This window comes from Ferrimicrobium acidiphilum DSM 19497 (genome assembly GCF_000949255.1).
Lineage (GTDB): Bacteria > Actinomycetota > Acidimicrobiia > Acidimicrobiales > Acidimicrobiaceae > Ferrimicrobium > Ferrimicrobium acidiphilum.
The window spans coordinates 62,867-81,174 of sequence record NZ_JXUW01000002.1 but is presented as its reverse complement, the minus strand read 5'-3'; the positions used below and the strand labels follow the sequence as shown (position 1 = coordinate 81,174).

The following is an 18,308-nucleotide window of genomic DNA, read 5'->3' as shown; positions in this document are numbered from 1 at the left end:
GAAGCACTCCAACTTCATGGAGGCGACACTACGAGCCGGAACAGTGGGCTAGCTATGGCTCCCATCAGCAAGCTGGCCTGTGGAACGGGAGCGTACTCGCTCCGCTAGATCATCAAGCGCAGTCCGAATGATCTTCACCTCAGCCCGGCGCTTCACAAAGGATGGCAAAGGAACGACGAGCTCTGCTAAAAGTTCATAGGTAACATGGGTGGACTCATTGGCTCCCTGTTCGAAGGTGTAGCGACCATCCATTCGCGAAGTGATATCACCAGCGACTTGGCTCCAACTTACCGAATGAGGCGCATCGGAGTAGTCATAGAGCAACGTGTAAGAGGCACTACGTCCGAAAGCTCCAGTACGGAACGCGACTCTAAGCGGTCGCTCAAGGTCGTCACGATCGACCACCTGTACGCTTCGCACGTCAGATGCCCACGTTGGATAGCTCTCTACATCAATGACAGCCTCGAAACAGGACTCTATGCTCGCTGGGATCTCTTTCGAGTCCGATGTGACATCCATCGCTACCTCCTCTACCCATTGACCAAAGCGCACAATGCAGATTCATATGCCTTACTCAGCTGATCATAGTCAAAATGTTCACGTACGTATGCGCTTGTCGCTCGACGAGCGCTGCCAAGTTGGGTAGAATCCGCAATAACTCTACGCAACACGGCCGCCAACTCCGCTGGGTCTCCTCTCCTCAAGAGCTGCCCACTGGAGGGTACCAGCGCCTCCGGGGTGCCACCAGATGCGCCAACGATGGCAGGCGTTCCGCACGCCTGCGCCTCCAGGATCACGATTCCGAACCCCTCCTGTTCAACTCCGAGCCAGCGATCGCGTGCTGGAAAAACAAACACGTCCGCCGCCTGGTAGAGTTCGATCTTGGCCCGTTCGTCGAGGCGGCCATGAAACACTACTGGGTTCGAAACAGCCATAGCCAGCCGGTTAAGGCGTCGCCTATCGCGTCCATCACCGACAATATGTATCTCTAGGCCCTGCATTGGCCCAGCAGCTGCCAGCGCTCGCAATAGCGTGTCTGCCCCTTTCCGAGGCACCAAACGAGAGACGAACAACACCAGCTTACGTCCCGGATCCTGCATCCACCTACGCCGAAGGCTAGCTCGTGTGCTATCGTCAGCCTCACAAAACCGGCCACGATCGATCCCGGGAGGCACCACCACGACCCTCGCATCAGGCACCAGTTTTCGAACCTCCTCGGCTGGGTATCCACCGGCAGCAATCACGCCACGAGAGCCCTGAATCGTGCGGCGCAACTGGGCACGTAGAACTGGCAAATATGCTGGCACTCGCACCTCGGCGCCGTGGGCTATGAGCGCGTACGGGATCTCGAAGGCATCTCGAGCCACTCCAATCGGGACGATAGGGTCATACACCAGCAGGTCTGGGGAGAAGTCTGCGATCGGGCCAGCGAGGTCGCGAACTGTAGCCGGTGTTGGCAAGAGACGCTTCCCAAGTCGCACGATAGGAGCACCGAAACCACGATCGAACTCTTCGCATCCCGGGACCCGAGTAGTGATCACCAAAAATGACTCCGGATCCAGGCGACTATAGATCTCTCCTAGATAGGCTTGGATGCCGCCAACCTTGGGCAAAAAATCATTGGTGATCAGTACGTGGCGCATCATCGACCCCAGCGCACTCTGAGCAGCGATCGCAACCCTTCGATCCGCTCACGTGTCTGACTTCTAACGCAGAGGAGTGCGAGCGCACGCCGCTCATCACGAGTGAGCGATCCACGGTTCCCGAGTGCGTTGGCCACGTTGCGACGAACATAGAAGGGGTCACGTCGGGGTATGTACCAATGTCCGACCTCCTCTAGAAGCTCCTGGTCACCCGCTGTAAGCCAACGTACCAGCGGTGCTGGAGCCGACTCCTCTCGACTCGGCCAGCCGATTGGGCATGAATCGATACAACTGTCGCATCCATAGACTCGCGCACCTACCAGTTGACGGTCTACTGGTGACCATGAATCTTGTTGGAGGATACTAGCTATACAGTGCTCAGCGACGAGCGTCCCCGGCAAACGGATCGCTCCGGTAGGGCAGGCATCCACGCAGCGACGACAGTTGCGACAGGGATCGCTGCGAAATCGTCTTCCGACACTGACACTGAGTAGCCGTTCTGTAAATATAGATCCGAGCACAACACGCGACCCAGCCTTCGGAACCATCACCATGGTATGCCGTCCCACTAACCCGATCCCGGCCCTGCGCGCTAAACCCTTATCAAAAGCCTGATTCGAATCAAAGAGCGACGCTGCCCGCAACCCAGATTCACGCAAATAGGCCACAGCGACCGCCAGTACCTCGCGTAGGTCTTCATAACTGCGATTGTAGGCATATCCCGCTACCTGAGTCTCAGCGTCGCGAGTGGTTGCATAAGACACTGCTACGGAGACGTACCCGTGGCTCCAAGGGAACGCCCTTGCAACGACAGCCGCTCGCTCCGGATTGCGATAGGTGAAATGGGCTGGATCAACAAAGCCGGCAGCGATTCGAAGCCGACTTTGTTGAGCATCGAAATGCAAAGGAACAACGGCACCTGAACCAGCGGCCACCACTCCTTTGTCAATCAATAACCGCTCAAACTTACGTTCGAGTTCACTCATCTTTGCAGTCGAGAGGCACGAAGACCAGCCCGGCGAAGTGCATGCACAATCTCGCGTGGATCGACTTGGTGCACACCTGCAGCGAGTACTTCGCCTACATACTCCTCAGGAATGTCATAATGATCACGATGGAAGCTACGGTCTAGACCGAGCCTACGCGCACCGTCATGGAGCTCGTCCAACGACAAGTCGCTGATCAAATGGGCGAATCGACGTCCATCACGATGGAAGATCGGCCGGTCTATCAGCAGCATCAGTCGTATTTCTCAGTTTTTATCCCGGTCGGCTCCATGCCCAATTCAAGAAGTGAACGCTCACAATCGTCGACCATATCCGGGGGTCCGCAAAGATACGCGAGCCTTGGGGAGGTTTCGAGAAAAACATCGCCCACCATCTCCTTGTCTATCCGACGATGGTAACGAGCTAGAGGATCTATAGCATCACGAGTAAATGTATGGGTAACCCTCAGCCATGAGTGCTGCTGTGTCAGCTCAACGAGTTCTTCGCGATAGATGACGTACTCAGCAGACTTCGAACTGAAGACGAGGTGCATCGGTATCGTGGTGCCCTTGGAAACCTGATAACGTATCATCGCCATCAACGGAACCACGCCCGATCCTGCACCAACAAGCAGCACTGGACCACCATCTTCCTCAGTCCAGGTGAAAGCACCATAGGGGCCACGAACCTCGAGAATCGACCCAACCGGTCTCTGGCGAACCAAAACCGGCGAGACCAAACCGCCCTCCATCTCCTTAACCCCTACTTCGATGACATCGAAGCGTGGGTGCGGACTCGACCCGACCGAATAGGCACGTTGAATTGGCCGTGGCCTACCCTCCACAGGGATACGGATGTTATAGTACTGTCCAGGCACAAACGGCTCAGGCTGTGGCAACAGGATGCGTAAGCTACTCGTCTCAGGGGTCTCGACGACCACCTCGACCACCTCGCCGGATTGCCACGCCGGTGCTGGTCGACGCACTCTGGCTGGTTGGGTTGGCTCATCAACTACGTCGCTCATCATGCCTCGCTAACGGTATGTTGAGGCTCCTCGGCAACGATCTCGACGAACTTTGGCGTAGCACACCATCGACAAGACACCTCCTCCACCACCCTCGAGAGCTCTTCGGGCTCCTCGATCTCAAGATCACCAGCCACGCTGTAATGGTAAAAACAACGGCTACGCACCACCGAGGTGACGTCGAACCGGGTAACATTCCCGCAATTCGTACACCGATATCTTCTCATGCCTTCTCCTCATGCAAACTTCTTCTCTAGGCTAGCAGAACAAGACGCGAGCAAGAATTCCGCCCACTCTCCAGCTGTCCACTTCAGACCAACATTGCGATGCTACGGCTGATTCCAGCCATCCATGATCCAGCAGCGCCCGCGACGCCTATACAGCTCTCGGCTCCTATCGAATGAGCGCGCGCACCCTCCGCCCTGACAGGCGAGACTTGCCACTCCAAAATACGTATACGTTTAGTTACGCCTCTCTTGTTTTCGCTCTCCAGTCGCCTTTGTGTTCTGCCTTATCCACAGGGACAGAACCGAGGCTAGTCCATGGTTGTCCATCTTCCACGTCCAACTTGGGTTGTCGTGGTTTGCTTGGAGTCTCAGCCGTTGAGCGATAGTCAAAGCATCTACTATGACGTTCCGGCTTTCCATTGAGATATGCACAAAGATTGCGTGCGAACCATTCTAAATCTGCGATCGGAACCAGTTTGGGTGTCAGTTGATAACCGGTTCAGCAATCGGGTGTGATTCCCACTTAGATGTCAGAAACCAAAAGCACCATCTCCAATGGCGAGCAAGGGTTCGTTCATTCCTCTACTCTTTAGATCGATGAGGACCTCTCGCCAGGATTGGGTGGACTCTCTCGTTCGAATTTCCAAGGCCAGGAGGTGTTTCCTCCCCTGGTCATCGACTCCGATGACGACTAGCACGCAGAGCTTCTCGATTATCCCCTCTGATCTCTTGGTAGATGCCGTCGGCGTAAATGTAGGAGAAGGTATCTCTAGAGAGGCCACGCTTCTTGGCACTCGTCGAACTTGGTCTTCCACTCGACTTTGAGGGAGGAGACGATGCCCCATTGTCAACGATTGGGTGTCAGCTTCTTGGCTCGCTCGCCTTGGACAAGCTTTAAGAACTTAGGCTTTATCGCATTCTGAGATTCCCTTCAGGTAGGCATAGGCGACCCAGGCGTCGATGGACTTGGATCTGCGTAGGTAGGGAGGAATGAGTTTGGATGAGAAGTTGATCGACCCATTGCCGTCACGAGAGCGGATTCTTGGTACCTCAACCTCGCTCGTCAGCGATCGCGGTAGTGACCGAATGTTCCGGCAGGTAGTCGTTGCGCACTACGTCCCTACCTGTGCTTTTGAGATCTGCTAGCACTTGGGTCACCTCGAGTTCGAGAGCGGGAGCGATCAGATGCCTTCCCATGAACGCGCAACAGCTCGGTTACCGCATCAGTTGCGGTGTAGCTGGGCTTACCCGAGAAGTCAGGGGTTATCATGGTCAGCTGCGATATCCTCCCTGATCGTTGCCCTTCCGTACTAACGAACCAGTACGGAGATCTGCACCCAACCAGGTCACTCACCTCAAGCTTTTTCCTCCGCGCTCATCGGTAGGTCATACACAACTTTTTCGAATACCTCAGGCTCAGGGCTATCATAATCGCTTGGGTGTCAACGGACGAGGAGTACTGGGGCCGGGTCGTCGATCGGTGATGTTGCCGTAGCGGTGTCGAGTCTCGCTCAAAGCCTGCTCACGAACCCAGTGCAACGCTTCAAGACGAGGATGACGGACGAAGGGAACGTCATCGACACTGAGCCCCGCGTCGATGGTCGCAAGCCTAAGCTTATCATCGACAGATCCAAGAAAACGGACTTTAGCAACACGCAACGTCTGTAGCCTTCTTTCGAAGGTGTCGTCATCTTCGACGATCACCGATACAGCACACTTGGGCCGACTGTTTAGGCTTGAGACCTGAACGGGCACTCCAATTGCCGCAGCTGCCCCAAGCACAAGGGCGAGGTCGTCATCGCTCACCTGCGGTCCAACACGCACCAACACCGACGGCAAGCGTCGATAGCGAAAGACGTTGGCCTCCGCTTTGAGTTCACTTGGATCGATTCCTATGCATAGTTCGTCGTTCCATAGCCGAGTAACGCTCTGGACGAAGGCTTCGGGGTCATCAGATCTAGCGGCTGCCACCTGCCAGGTTCCCAGAGTGCTGACGTAGTTTGGCCCACCGGCCTTAGCACCGGGTCCGAATGAAGAGCGCTTCCATCCTCCAAAAGGCTGGCGACGGACGATAGCGCCTGTGATGGATCGATTCACATAGAGGTTCCCAGCCTCCACGCTGTCGCGCCACTTGGCGATCTCCAGAGGGTCAAGAGAGTGTAGACCAGCTGTGAGTCCGTACTCGGTTTGATTCTGCCAGGCGATCGCCTGATCGAGGTCGGCGGCGCGCATCAACCCGAGAACCGGGCCGAAACACTCGGTCAGATGAAACGACGATCCTGGCTGCACGCCAAGCTTCACGCCCGGCGACCACAGGTATGAACTATTCCCCACCTGAACCGGCTCCACCAGCCAACTCTCACCAGGATCGAGACCGTGCAAAGCCGCGTCTAGTGCACCTTCCGGTGGACGGATAAGGGGACCCATCGTGGTTCTGGGATTCCAACTCGGGCCGGGAACAAGGGTGCGTACCGCATCGCTAAGCTGACGACGGAATCTAGGGTCGTCATAGACCGATGCCTCTATAATGCCGAGGCTGGCCGCGGAGCACTTCTGGCCAGCGTGGCCAAAGGCGGAGCGAACGAGATCAGCTACTGCAGCGTCTAAGTCTGCGGCCGCAGTAATTACGAGTGCATTCTTGCCACTGGTCTCTGCATGGAGTCGAAGATCCGGGCGCCACCCCAGAAACATACGAGCTGTAGCCCAAGCACCGGTCAAAATAACGGCATCGACCCCCGGATGGGTGATAAGCCGACGACCAGCGTCGTCGTCAGCGCAAGGAACGAACTGCAAGACATCACGAGGGACGCCCCCTGCCCAGCATGCCTCTGCGAAAAGCCACCCGGTAGCGACGGTCTCTGGGGCAGGTTTAAGAATTACCGCACTGCCAGCTGCTAAAGAAGATAGAACACCACCGGCGGCAATGGCGAGCGGAAAGTTCCAAGGGGATGCAACTACAACCGTCCCATAGGGTCGGAAACTGATTCCATCGGACTCGAGACGAACAAGTTGATCGGTATTCAAGGCATACCAGCGGGCGTAGTCGACAGCCTCAGATACCTCGGTATCGGCCTCTGCCACGGTTTTCCCACCATCGTAACTCATACAGGCTACCAACTGACCTCGGGCCGCCGAAAGAGCGGCAGCCACCTGGAAAAGCACAGCCTTGCGTTCAGCCAAAGTTGTCGACTGCCAAAGCTTGCCAGCATCGGCTGAAGCTTCGACCGCTGCATCCACCGTCGCGACATCGGCTTGAACCCACTCATAGATCGGTCGCTCTGGATCGGATGGGTCGATCCCTACCCCCTCAGCTGGCGTAGTTACAGTCTCTCCTGCCGCAATCACCGGCACAGTGAACATCGGACGTTCACGCCACGCTTGGAGCTGACCTTGTATCCAACGCCTGTTCGCAGCGATCGAGAAATCGGTATCGGGTTCATTGACAAACGCCGAGTCCGAAGAGGATGAGATCACCTGCTCATGATTTCGGTCTTGGATGCGGTAGGTAGGCGGGATCTGCTCAAGGCGTCCGACAACCGACTCCCGGAATCTGTTACGCTCCATTTCCCACGCTTGCGATCCAACTGAGAGCCCAAACTGATTACGCAGGAAGTTCTCCGGTCCAGTATTCTCGTCGAAGCGGCGTACAAGGTAGGCAATCGCTGACTCATTATCGGAACGGCGTGCGATTGGAGCGTAAAGCAGCATCTTGCCAGCTACCCGACGAACCGCCAATGCCGTTGAGTTCGCCATCCCTTCCAACATCTCAATTTCCACACGATCACTGGCGTTGTAGCGCTCCCTTTGCACCAACGCCCACGCCACTTCGAAGAGATTATGACTCGCTACCCCAACCTTCACCGCACCAGCGTTTGCAGGGTCAAGTGCGACATCAAGCATCCGCTTGTAGTTGGCATCCGACTCAACCTTCGTAGAAAATGGGGCTTGAGGCCATCCATGAAGCTCCGCTTCTACCTGCTCCATGGCCAGATTCGCACCCTTCACGATACGCACCTTGATGAATCCTCCACCTCGCTCGTAGCGAGAGCGAGCCCATTCACACAGCTCTTTCATCACGATTAATGAGTCCGGAATATAGGCTTGAAGAACGATACCGGCGTTCAAGCCGACATAGGCTGGCTCATCGAGGACTTTACGAAATGCCGCAAAAGTGAGACCAAGATCCCGGTACTCCTCCATATCCAAGTTCACAAACTTCGAAGGGTGGTACTGAGCGGCCACATCATAGAGTTCACGAAGTCGGGTGGTGATCCTGTCGACCTCCTCTTCAAAGGCAAGTACATTAATCTGCGAGCAGATCGAGGATATTTTTACCGAGACGTAGTCCACATCATTTCGAGAAAGCTGACCGAGGACAGCGTCAAAACGTCGACTAGCTTCGTCCTCACCGAGAACCGCCTCTCCAAGAACGTTCATGTTGAGGCGAATACCCTGACGGCGTCGTCGCGCGATATGGCGAGTCAAGGCTCGCTCCTCGGATGGCAGAACTACGCCACCAAACTCAGCACGAACCCGCCTCCGGACCAGTGGAAGCACAACCTCGGGGAGATAGGGTGCCAGTGCGGTCCCAACGCCAAGCGCCAGAGCGTCAAATCGACCAAGAAAGGCGGGCTTGGAGCTAGAGTGGACCAGCTCGACTAGATGACGAGCCACCCTCTTAGGATTGCGGATTCGTAGAACCTCGTCGGTGAGCGCCAGGATAAAGTCAAGCCCCTCCGGATCGTCGAGAAGGCGTGAGATACGGGCGCTACGAAGTCGTTCGATAAAACCTTGACCGCTGTTGGCAGAGGCAAGAAGCTCGCTGGCGAGACGCTCGACTTGATCGATCGTCTCGGTGTCATCTTGTAGCATCACATACACTCCCGTTGAGAAACTAGGCGGCGCTTAGCGACGCTGACTAACTGCTTCCTGTATTATTATGTCCGGAATTTAACCCACTGTCTTGTGCCGATCTGCCCCAAAAGGCCCGGACTGTAATACAATCTCTTGAATGTTGCCACTTATGGCCGATCCGCTCATGAGTCTCTTTGAGGGTCTGCCCCATGTCATGTTTAGCCTGAAGGGAATAGACGGTCGCTATATGGTCGCGAATCAGGCCTTCGCCGAACGGGCATCGTGCAAGTCACCCGCTGCGGTGCGCGGCAAGCGGGCAGCCGATCTGTTCGCTCCTGAACTCGCGGCGTCCTACGAGGCACAAGATGCCGCTCTATTGCAAAGCGCTCGACCGATGCTCCGTCAACTCGAACTCGTCACCCGACCGGATGGCAAACTCGGCTGGTATGTCACCAATAAAAGCCTGCTAGTTGGAACGGATGGATCACCAAAAGCCATAGCAGCGGCGTCGGTAGACGAGCAGTCACCGGTGGATCGGGCGGGAATATCCGAACTCGAGAGCATAATTGTCTATGTACACGAGCACTTTGGAGAACCTCTCACAGTCGCCGAGCTAGCCGTAAATGCAAAAATGAGTCCCGAACTACTCGGGCGCCGGATGCAACGTCTACTGGGCTTATCACCCCAGCAACTAATTATGCGCGTGCGAGTCGAGGAGGCCTTTCATCGAGTCGTTCACAGCACAATCCCCCTGGTCGACATCGCACTAACCTGTGGATTTTACGACCAAGCCACCATGACACGCCAGGTAAAATATCTACTCGGGATATCGCCAGGTGCACTTCGCACAGTGACTAGACAGTCACAGCAGGACTCGAAAGTACTGTCGCACTAGCTAAGCACGCTTGTTTTTCCACTATCGACATATCCGTACACATGAGACGACCTTGCATCTACTGCACACATTCGCTGATCTTCTGAAACCCTTCAACAGTAACTCTTGAAGCCCTTCAACACCAAGTGGGTCAGCTGGCGCGCCACTAGCGATGGCAGTCCCAAAGGGCAGGCAGTCGGCTGGGTTCCTCGCTAATATCGTGGTGGTCAAACTTCGCCCTGGGATCCCGATCAACCGGGTCCTCGCAGCACTTGCGATACAAACAAGGAGCCAACCTCGCTCCTTCGAGTCCGTCGGGAGTGCTTCGTAGCTTGGGCGTGCTCCTCACTCGGCTTACAAATGCATCTCGTTAACACAACCCGTCATCTCCTCATCCGCTCATGGACGAGACATATTTCGAAGGTCTTCCTGGTCGCAGCGGCAAGGCCGAAGTCTCGTGACAACTGTCTAGAAGAGCCACCCGGCGAACCGAGTCCTCCTTGTTCCCGTTGGTGGACAGCCCCGAATAGGTGATGGTGATTCTCGTATACCCGGTTTATGAGGCACAGCCGTGCGGAGCGTAGAGACGTCATAGCCCCTACCTGCCAGGGTGCGCACACGAGGATGAATGCCTCTGTGTCTGTTACCCCATTAAGAACTAGCCTCGCAACATGGATGCCGCCAAGACCACGTTAAGAAGTGCAAAGCGGCAACAGCAGCGTACCTTCCAAGTTAGACATTTTGGCCCTCCGGGGATGGCGGTGGATAACCGAGGTGATGATAGGCACGTTCGGTTGCGAGTCGCCCACGCTGGGTTCGCAACAAAAGGCCTCGTTGGATGAGGAAGGGCTCATAGACCTCCTCTAGAGTGCCAGCATCTTCATGTACGCTTACGGCGATCGAGCTCAAACCGACCGGCCGACCGGTGAAACGCTCACACAACACCCGCAAAATCTCGAGATCTACCTTGTCAAGCCCCAGTTTGTCAACGCCAAACAGTGCCAATGCATCTGAAGCAAGCTCGTCGGTGATCTTTGCAATACCCTCCACCTCTGCGTAGTCACGTACACGTCGAAGGTGTCGGTTGGCGAGTCGTGGCGTGCCTCGAGAACGTGATGCTATCTCATCAGCAGCAGCCTGGGTCAGCTGCATGTGCATCAATTTCGCAGAACGCAATACGACCTTGCGCAACTCCTCATCCCCGTAATAGTCGAGTCGATACGAATAGCCAAAGCGGTCCCTAAGGGGACCAGACACCATTCCCGAACGAGTCGTAGCCCCGACCAGTGTAAACCGAGGTATCTCAAGCCGCAATGTCCTGGCACCTGGTCCCTTTCCGATCACCACATCCAGCCGAAAATCCTCCATCGCAATATATAGAAGTTCCTCCACCGGTCGAGGGAGGCGATGGATCTCATCGATGAAGAGTACATCACCGGCCTTAAGGTCAGACAGTAAAGCAGCTAGATCTCCAACGCGGCCAAGCGCTGGCCCCGAGGTAACCCTGATCCCTCGTCCAAGCTCCTCGGCGACGATAAAGGCGAGCGACGTCTTACCAAGACCTGGTGGACCTGCAAACAGCAGATGGTCTGGTGGTTCGCCACGCGACTCCGCTGCCTGTAAGACGACACGAAGTTGCGACTTGAGCTCGCTCTGCCCGACAAATTCATCGAGAAGGGAGGGTCGAAGCGCCGAATCAACCTGCGCATCGTAGGTATCGATTAAATTCTTCTCAACATTGACCTCGCTGCGAAGGTCACCTCCTAGCACCTCTCTACGTGGACTCAATTTCGCAACTCCTTCAATGACCACTTGAGCGCATCCTCAAGGCCGAGATCGGCGGGGATGCGACTGAGCACCGGCTCACACTCGCTCGCACGAAAGCCGAGTCCGAGCAACGCCTCTCGCACCTCAGAACGAGCTGCCATAGCAGCAAGAGGGACTCCTGATCGTCGCGCAGCAGCACCAAGATCGACGATAATACGCCGCGCCGTCTTCTCGCCAACTCCCGGCGCGCTCTTCAACAGTGTTAGATCCTCGCTTGCGACAGCTTCATAACACCCCTGAACCCCAAGAGCGGACAGCATGCCAAGGGCCACACTTGGTCCCACACCTTGGACCTTGAGGAGCTCGTCAAATAGCGATCGTTCGAGTGTATCAGCGAAACCGTAGAGGGTGATCGCGTCGGCTCGAACGATAGTGCGGATCGAGAGTTCGATGTCATCCCCAGGGGTCAAACGGGATAGCTGTGCGGTCGACAGTGCAACCTCATAGCCAATACCGCCAACTCGCACAACCACACAAGGAGGAGCAATACCTTGCACAATACCGGCCAAAAAACCTATCATGATCTACTCCAATCACCGGAAAGATGTGCATACGCAATAGCGATAGCATCAGACACATCCGCTGGCTCCGGCGCCCTATGCAGTCCCAACAAAAGCACCACCATCTTCTTCATCTGCGCCTTGGATGCATGGCCATCGCCAGAGAGCGCGAGTTTAACCTGGTTTGCACCGATCTCGCTGGCCTCCAAACCATGGCGAGCGCCTGCCAGCTTGATAACCCCAACGGCCTGCGCTACCAGAAGTGCCGAGGTCACATTCTTTGCGAACAGAATCCGTTCCAAGACCAGTTGTGAGGGTCGGTACTCACGAATAATATCGTCAACTGAGCCAAAGATATCTGCAAGGCGCTCACCAAGCGGAACCGTGGGATCAGTAGCGATCAACCCCGCGCATCGAAGACCAATACCCGAATTAGTCTGCTCTAGCACCGAGTAGCCGACTCGTTTCAAGCCAGGGTCAACTCCAAGCACTACTGTCATCCCAGCCGCCTCGCAGAAGTCCGCAGAGGCAACACGTTAGCCGTCTCCGTACTCACGGACTCAATCACCTTCTGCACACCTGTCGAAGCTAGCATGCTACCAAACTAATACATATGATCGATAATCCGATACCTCAGCTATCCGCGCCTAGGCGGCCCGTCAACTGAACCATCGATAGCCTCTTGGACTGCACGCAATAGCTCGTCAGAGCTACGGAAGGTTAGACCAGCTCGCGACACGTGGCAATAGCTGATGCGCTGCCCACGGTCGAGCACGAACACAGATCTGCGATAGAACCCAAGCGGTCCCAACACTCCATAGTTTCTCGCAACAGAGCGATCCTCATCGCACAGTAGTGGGAAACGGATTCCCAACCGCTCGGTGAACGACTCGTGAGACACCAACGACTGCGGCGAGATACCAAGCATCACTGCACCGAGTTGTGTGAAGTCGTCGATGCTGGCGGAGTAGGCACGAAGCTGGGTGGTGCAAACAGGCGAAAAATCATCGGGGTAGAAGGCGAGCACTATCGGATTGCCTGCAAACTCCCGAACCCGGTAGGGCCGGCCGCCGGTACCGATCAGACTGAACTCTGGAGCGAGATCACCCACCTGCAACTCGGGCACCTAGTCGTCTAGCTCCTCGAAGAACTCATCAGGTATGTCAAAATTGGCAATAACGTTTTGGACGTCATCGAGATCCTCAAGCGCATCGACAAGTCGAAGCACCTTTCTCGCTTCGCCAGCGTCGTCAATCGCTAGTGTCGATTGCGGGACTAACTCTACCTCTGCAGAACGAATCGTATAACCCTCGCCCTCTAGCGCCGACTTCAACTCGGTCAACGTATTGGGTGGAGCAGTGATCTGCCAATCCTCATCGACACGCGTGAGATCCTCACCACCTGCATTGAGAACAGCTAGCATCAGCTCCTCCTCGGGAACATCTCCGGCTACGACTATGACAACTTTCCGTGAAAACTGCCAGGAGACTGCCCCAGGTTCAGCCAAAGAACCACCCGACTTCGAAAATGCAGAGCGCACATCCGCACCGGTACGGTTTCGATTATCACTAAGACACTCAACCATTACCGCCACTCCACCAGGTCCGTAGCCTTCGTAGGTTATGGCTTCATAGCGGACTCCTTCGAGTTCACCGGTCCCACGCTTGATTGCCCGATCAATAGTCGCTACCGGCACCGAGTTATCGCGAGCCTTTTGCACCATGCCTCGAAGGTTGGCGTTTGACCCTTGGTCGCCACCACCCTCACGCGCTGCTACCTCTATTTGGCGAATTAACTTCGCGAAGAGCTTGCCGCGAGCTTTATCCTGTGCACCCTTCTTGTGCTTGATAGTCGCCCACTTGGAGTGACCCGACATGACATACCTCTCTTCATACCAACCTACTCACGATAGCAGACCAAAGCCGATTGGCCTAACGACGAAAAGCCAACTCGTGCAAGCGAGGATCTTTAGATATCTCCGGATGAAATGAAGTAGCTACTATAGATCCCTCAGCGACCACAGCTGGCACATCACGAGTACTACCGTCGGCAAACCGATAGCCGACCGAGGCGAGCGTGGTCACCTTCTCACCAACCTCAGTGATAGCAGGAGCTCTGATAAACACAGCACGCATCCTCTCGTCAAGCCCTTGAACAGCTAGATCCGCCTCAAATGAACGAACCTGACGGCCAAATCCATTGCGCATCACCGCGACATCTAGAGCCTCAAAACTCCATTGATCTGAGCGACCACCAACGACTGCTCGAGCGAGCATGATCAACCCAGCACAGGTGCCAAGAACAGGAAGGCCAGCATGAATCTCTGCCCCTATTGGGACTCGCATGTCGCTAGCTTCTAGCAGTAGACACTGGGTTGTTGACTCCCCACCAGGCAATATCAAGCCGTCGAGCCCTTCAAGTTGGCCAGGCTCCTTAACCGCAATGCCCTGCCAACCGAGTAGGGCCAGCATATTGAGATGCTCGCGGAAATCACCCTGGAGGGCGACGACTCCGATTCGGATCAAAGACGGACCCTCTTACCAGCCGCGATCAGCCAGATGCTGATCAAGATCATCCATCTCGATGCCAACCATAGCTTCACCAAGATTCTCCGAGACGCGGATAAGCGTCTTGGCATCTTGATAGTGTGTTGTGGCCTCAACGATTGCACGAGCACGCTTGGCCGGGTCGCCGCTCTTGAAAATTCCTGAGCCTACGAAGTTCGCCTCTGCCCCTAGTTGCATCACCAGGCTCGCATCGGCAGGCGTTGCTATCCCACCAGCGCAGAAAAGCGGAACCGGAAGATGCCCTCCGTTGGCGTGGATCTCGGCGACAAGCTCATAGGGTGCAGCAAGCTTCTTCGCCCATCCATACAACTCTTGTTCTGATGCGGCGGCAATCGCACGGAGGTCAGAGGTGATAGATCGTAGGTGGCGCACCGCCTCAACTACATTACCGGTACCGGCCTCACCTTTTGACCGGATCAATGCTGCACCCTCTGATATACGTCGTAGCGCCTCTCCCAGGTTGGTGGCTCCACACACGAATGGCACCTGAAAGGCCCACTTATCAACGTGGTAACTCTCATCAGCTGGGGTTAGCACCTCACTCTCATCGATGTAGTCAACCTCCATCGCCTCAAGGATCTGTGCCTCAGCAAAATGTCCAATGCGTACCTTGGCCATTACTGGAATCGTTACCGTGTCTTGGATCTCGCGGATCAATGACGGATCACTCATGCGAGCGACTCCCCCATCACGCCTAATATCGGCCGGCACACGTTCAAGGGCCATAACCGCCACAGCTCCGGCATCCTCAGCGATCTTTGCCTGTTCTGCATTGACGACGTCCATGATCACGCCACCACGCAACATCTCCGCCAGCCCTCGCTTTACCCGGGCAGTTCCTTCTGTCAACTCAGCCACCGTCGCCTCCTCACTAACGTCCTAGTACACAGCCTAGTTCGTTCCACTACAAAACCGCTAAGATGCACCTATCGTCCATATTTCGTCGAGAAGAAGCTGTTCTCTCAGTGCGAGGTCCGCATCGAGATCCGCGACGCCAACGGGACACAGCCAGAGCCAGGCCGGAAGGCTGGTCGCAGTTATCGAGCGACTTGACTTGGCCTTCTCGAGAACGGCAGCCATCGCCGGCGGGTAGCGAGTTACCGAGACCCCAAGACGATCTAGCAACACCGCCTCGGCACGCTGCCAGTCGCTCAAACGTCGTCCCGCGCGATGAAAAACCTTATCCCAATAGGCGACCGTCGCGTTCAGGCCAACTAGCCCAAGGCGCAGTTCGCCTAGCTCCCGTGCGAGCAGTGCCTCGAGCTCAATCGTCTCCAACTCACGAAGCGCGCCAGTAGTGATCACTACCACGGGCTCCTTCCGACCCAACTCGAGCACGGCGCCATTCACCATTGGATAAGCCACCACCGCCACGCTGCTAACGGAGATGCCAAGTTGGAAACCCAAGCCGGAGAGGAGTGTGTCTATCCTTTTACGGTCTCGTTCCTCAGGTTCAACCCAAGGGAGCCTGCTACCGAGTCGCCGTGGCCCCACCACAGTAGCGATCACCGTAAATAAAAGACCGATTATCACACCTGCTAACGCAGTCACCTCGATCGGAAGCACACCTGTCAAGCCAAGGGCGACCGTGATCACAACACCCGCGATAACAGAAGCGACGATGAAGGCGACAACAAGTCTCGCAATGACCTGACGCATCCGAGCTGCCCTCACGTTGGGAGAGTCATACCCCCAAACCAGTACCCTATCTGAGTTCACTTCGACACCATCCTCGTAGTCATCAATCCTCATACGACTGCGATCAAAGCTGCAGTCATGATGTTTCCTACCAATCTACCGGCTGGTCGATGAGGACAACCCCGAGCTGACAACTGCAATCGGCATTATCAGCTTCGGACGCCATAACTCGATCAGGTGGCCTCGAACAGGGTCAGGTACCGCTTCCCAATCTCAGCGAAGCTAAACGATCGAACGCGAGCATAGCCACGATCGCGCAACCTCGCCTGAAGAGATGCGTCTTCGAGCAGTTCAGTCAAGAGCCTAGCTAAAGCCTCGCTGTCACCTGGTCGGAAAAGCGCGGCGCTATCCCCATCTGAAGTCAACCAGCGATAAGCGGGTATGTCGCTCGCCGCGATAGGAGCACCAGCCGCCATCGCCTCCAAGAGCACAACACCAAAGGACTCCCCGCCAATAGAGGGTGCAACCAGTGCATCTGCACTCCTGTAAAGCTCAGCTAACTCTGCTTGATCGACTGCACCCAACCATCGCACTCGATGATCTCGATAGTGGTGTTGGAGCGATACGGTCAAGGGTCCAGTGCCAACCACCATGAGTTCTATCTCTGCAGGCATCAACTCGAGAGCTCGGAGCGCGACCTCAAGACCTTTACGCTCCTCATGACGCCCGACAAAGAGCACCCGAGGAACCCTATGTTGGCGGCCAAGCCTGTCCATCGTCTCGCGTTCCGACCGATCCTTGATCTCTACCCCATTAGGGATCTGCGAAGGTCGACTAGCTGTAACCATTTCTGCGGTATTAGCTGCGAAAGGAGAGACCGCAATCCGGTGGTCGACCGGTGGCAATAGATACGACCACCAATGAGACCAGTGTTGGTAGCCCTTCGAGACCCCATCTCGATGAAAGGTTACCCAGAGTCGGTCCAACTCGCCCCGGAGGTAGGCCCATCTGAGGATGGAGACACCGCCCATTGGCGTGAGAGGTTCGTGTACGTGGATGACGTCAGCCCACTGCAAAACTGGTGTGAGCCGGCGCGTACGGGGTAGGAGAACAACCGGCGCGATCGATCCATTAGCGCGCCAGCTCGAGGTTCGCCCGAGCGAATAATCAGCACCATTCCCACTACCTGCCGCCAGTACCTTGACTTCACAACCCAGGGAACGCAGGCTATTGGCGATCCCTAACACTTGAGCCTGCACGCCACCGGCCACACCTAAGTCATAAGGTGATACTTCAACAACCTTCACGCCATCCCTCGTTCGGTAACGGCGTCGTAGTCCTGGAAGTTATGCCACTGGCCTGGCTCCTCCTTTACGATCTTCTCGATGGCGACAGCAACCTGCTTCATCACCTCGGCGACTCGGTCAGCTCTCGTACCATCAGTAGGTGGATAGATAGGTGGATAGAACCTGACCTCCTGCCGACCTGAGCGTCGCTGAAAGGTGCCAACTGGATAGATCGGAACACCACTCATCACACTGATTACACCGGGACCGCCAGAAAGTGGGACTCGCGTGCCAAGAAAGTCAACCATCTCGCCAGTACCGCTCACGTCTCGATCCACTACTAGCGCAACCAGCTTTCCGTGGCGCAACCCCTTCAACAACGAACGTACGACATCGCCTCCGGTTAGGACGATCTCCATCCCAAGCCGTTGGCGCGCCGTCAGAAACCACTCCGTCATCCCCTCATCCTCGAGAGCCTCAGCTACCGCCATAACTCCATTGCACGCAAGCGAGACCCAGGCTCCCCCCCACTCCCAATTACCTACATGGGCAAGGATCGCAATAGTCGGCTCCTTAGCCATCCGTCGTGCGACAAACTCGTCTGCGTTCACCAGATCAACCGCGAGCACAACCTCCTCCGGCGAGAGGCTCTGAATCCGCAATACCTCTACCCAGTATCGAGCGTAAAAGTAGAATGCACGATATGCCGAGAGCTCAAGTTGCCACTTTTTGAGCCCTCCTACACCGGAGCGAGATAGCAATGCCAGCCGTTGATTCCTACGCACAGTGTTGCGTCGTCTCTCGTTACCGAGATAACTCACTACTCCAGCGATGCTCCACAACACTGGATCCACAACACGAGGTAGTCGGCCAAGCATGGCC

Annotated in this window: 18 protein-coding genes and 1 pseudogene; 1 reads left to right on the top strand and 18 read right to left on the bottom strand. The window is 55.8% G+C overall.

Annotated elements, in window-relative coordinates; all coding sequences use genetic code 11:
• Positions 1-48: 48 nt before the first annotated feature.
• The 8 genes and pseudogenes from FEAC_RS01365 to FEAC_RS01330 all read right to left on the bottom strand — a co-directional run bounded on the left by FEAC_RS01365 (position 49) and on the right by FEAC_RS01330 (position 8,752).
• A complete protein-coding gene (locus FEAC_RS01365; protein WP_052565166.1) occupies positions 49-519 on the bottom strand; it encodes an SRPBCC family protein in 471 nt (156 codons plus the stop codon).
• Between the two features lie 11 nt (positions 520-530).
• Positions 531-1,643, bottom strand: coding sequence for a glycosyltransferase family 4 protein (locus FEAC_RS01360; RefSeq protein WP_052565163.1), 1,113 nt, complete (start codon positions 1,641-1,643; stop codon positions 531-533).
• On the bottom strand, positions 1,643-2,629 hold the full coding sequence (locus tag FEAC_RS01355; protein WP_035388329.1) for an epoxyqueuosine reductase: 987 nt from the start codon (positions 2,627-2,629) through the stop codon (positions 1,643-1,645). Before FEAC_RS01355 ends, FEAC_RS01360 begins: the two co-directional genes overlap by 1 nt.
• A complete protein-coding gene (locus FEAC_RS01350; RefSeq protein WP_052565161.1) occupies positions 2,626-2,883 on the bottom strand; it encodes a DUF4031 domain-containing protein in 258 nt (85 codons plus the stop codon). Before FEAC_RS01350 ends, FEAC_RS01355 begins: the two co-directional genes overlap by 4 nt.
• A complete protein-coding gene (locus tag FEAC_RS01345; RefSeq protein WP_160290303.1) occupies positions 2,883-3,653 on the bottom strand; it encodes an FAD-binding oxidoreductase in 771 nt (256 codons plus the stop codon). The genes FEAC_RS01350 and FEAC_RS01345 overlap by 1 nt, the downstream gene beginning before the upstream one ends.
• The gene (locus FEAC_RS01340; protein WP_052565157.1) at positions 3,653-3,880 is read right to left on the bottom strand and encodes a hypothetical protein; all 228 of its coding nucleotides are present in this window, start codon (positions 3,878-3,880) and stop codon (positions 3,653-3,655) included. The genes FEAC_RS01345 and FEAC_RS01340 overlap by 1 nt, the downstream gene beginning before the upstream one ends.
• A 533-nt stretch (positions 3,881-4,413) precedes the next feature.
• Positions 4,414-5,156 (bottom strand): annotated as a pseudogene (locus FEAC_RS16230) (transposase); the annotation flags it as partial.
• A 149-nt stretch (positions 5,157-5,305) separates the two neighbouring features.
• Positions 5,306-8,752, bottom strand: coding sequence for a bifunctional proline dehydrogenase/L-glutamate gamma-semialdehyde dehydrogenase (locus FEAC_RS01330; RefSeq protein ID WP_052565153.1), 3,447 nt, complete (start codon positions 8,750-8,752; stop codon positions 5,306-5,308).
• Positions 8,753-8,891: 139 nt separating this feature from the next.
• On the opposite strand from FEAC_RS01330, the gene FEAC_RS01325 reads away from it, so the two are divergent.
• Positions 8,892-9,629 carry an AraC family transcriptional regulator gene (locus FEAC_RS01325; protein WP_081900936.1) on the top strand — a complete coding sequence of 246 codons (738 nt, stop codon included), beginning with the start codon at positions 8,892-8,894 and terminating at the stop codon, positions 9,627-9,629.
• A 711-nt stretch (positions 9,630-10,340) separates the two neighbouring features.
• On the opposite strand, the gene ruvB is transcribed toward FEAC_RS01325, so the two are convergent.
• From ruvB to FEAC_RS01275, 10 genes are all read right to left on the bottom strand, one after another.
• The gene (gene ruvB, locus FEAC_RS01320; protein WP_052565151.1) at positions 10,341-11,396 is read right to left on the bottom strand and encodes a Holliday junction branch migration DNA helicase RuvB; all 1,056 of its coding nucleotides are present in this window, start codon (positions 11,394-11,396) and stop codon (positions 10,341-10,343) included.
• Entirely contained in the window at positions 11,393-11,956 is a 564-nt protein-coding gene (gene ruvA / locus FEAC_RS01315) for a Holliday junction branch migration protein RuvA (RefSeq protein ID WP_035388325.1), read from the bottom strand. The genes ruvB and ruvA overlap by 4 nt, the downstream gene beginning before the upstream one ends.
• Positions 11,953-12,435 (bottom strand): crossover junction endodeoxyribonuclease RuvC, encoded by a 483-nt coding sequence (gene ruvC, locus FEAC_RS01310; protein ID WP_035388324.1) that lies wholly within the window; start codon positions 12,433-12,435, stop codon positions 11,953-11,955. Before ruvC ends, ruvA begins: the two co-directional genes overlap by 4 nt.
• A 137-nt stretch (positions 12,436-12,572) precedes the next feature.
• Positions 12,573-13,061, bottom strand: coding sequence for a peroxiredoxin (locus tag FEAC_RS01305; RefSeq protein ID WP_035388323.1), 489 nt, complete (start codon positions 13,059-13,061; stop codon positions 12,573-12,575).
• Complete coding sequence (locus tag FEAC_RS01300) at positions 13,062-13,811, bottom strand: YebC/PmpR family DNA-binding transcriptional regulator (protein WP_035388321.1); 750 nt, start codon at positions 13,809-13,811, stop codon at positions 13,062-13,064.
• Positions 13,812-13,866: 55 nt separating this feature from the next.
• On the bottom strand, positions 13,867-14,460 hold the full coding sequence (gene pdxT / locus FEAC_RS01295) for a pyridoxal 5'-phosphate synthase glutaminase subunit PdxT (protein ID WP_035388320.1): 594 nt from the start codon (positions 14,458-14,460) through the stop codon (positions 13,867-13,869).
• 12 nt (positions 14,461-14,472) lie between these two features.
• Positions 14,473-15,360: a pyridoxal 5'-phosphate synthase lyase subunit PdxS gene (pdxS, locus tag FEAC_RS01290; protein ID WP_035388318.1), complete on the bottom strand. Its 888-nt coding sequence runs from the start codon at positions 15,358-15,360 to the stop codon at positions 14,473-14,475.
• A 57-nt stretch (positions 15,361-15,417) separates the two neighbouring features.
• Positions 15,418-16,254, bottom strand: a complete 837-nt coding sequence (locus FEAC_RS01285) for a M48 family metalloprotease (protein ID WP_035388317.1) — start codon at positions 16,252-16,254, stop codon at positions 15,418-15,420.
• Between the two features lie 119 nt (positions 16,255-16,373).
• Complete coding sequence (locus FEAC_RS01280; protein WP_052565149.1) at positions 16,374-17,447, bottom strand: glycosyltransferase family 4 protein; 1,074 nt, start codon at positions 17,445-17,447, stop codon at positions 16,374-16,376.
• Positions 17,444-18,304 (bottom strand): lysophospholipid acyltransferase family protein, encoded by an 861-nt coding sequence (locus FEAC_RS01275; protein ID WP_052565147.1) that lies wholly within the window; start codon positions 18,302-18,304, stop codon positions 17,444-17,446. The genes FEAC_RS01280 and FEAC_RS01275 overlap by 4 nt, the downstream gene beginning before the upstream one ends.
• Positions 18,305-18,308 lie beyond the last annotated feature (4 nt).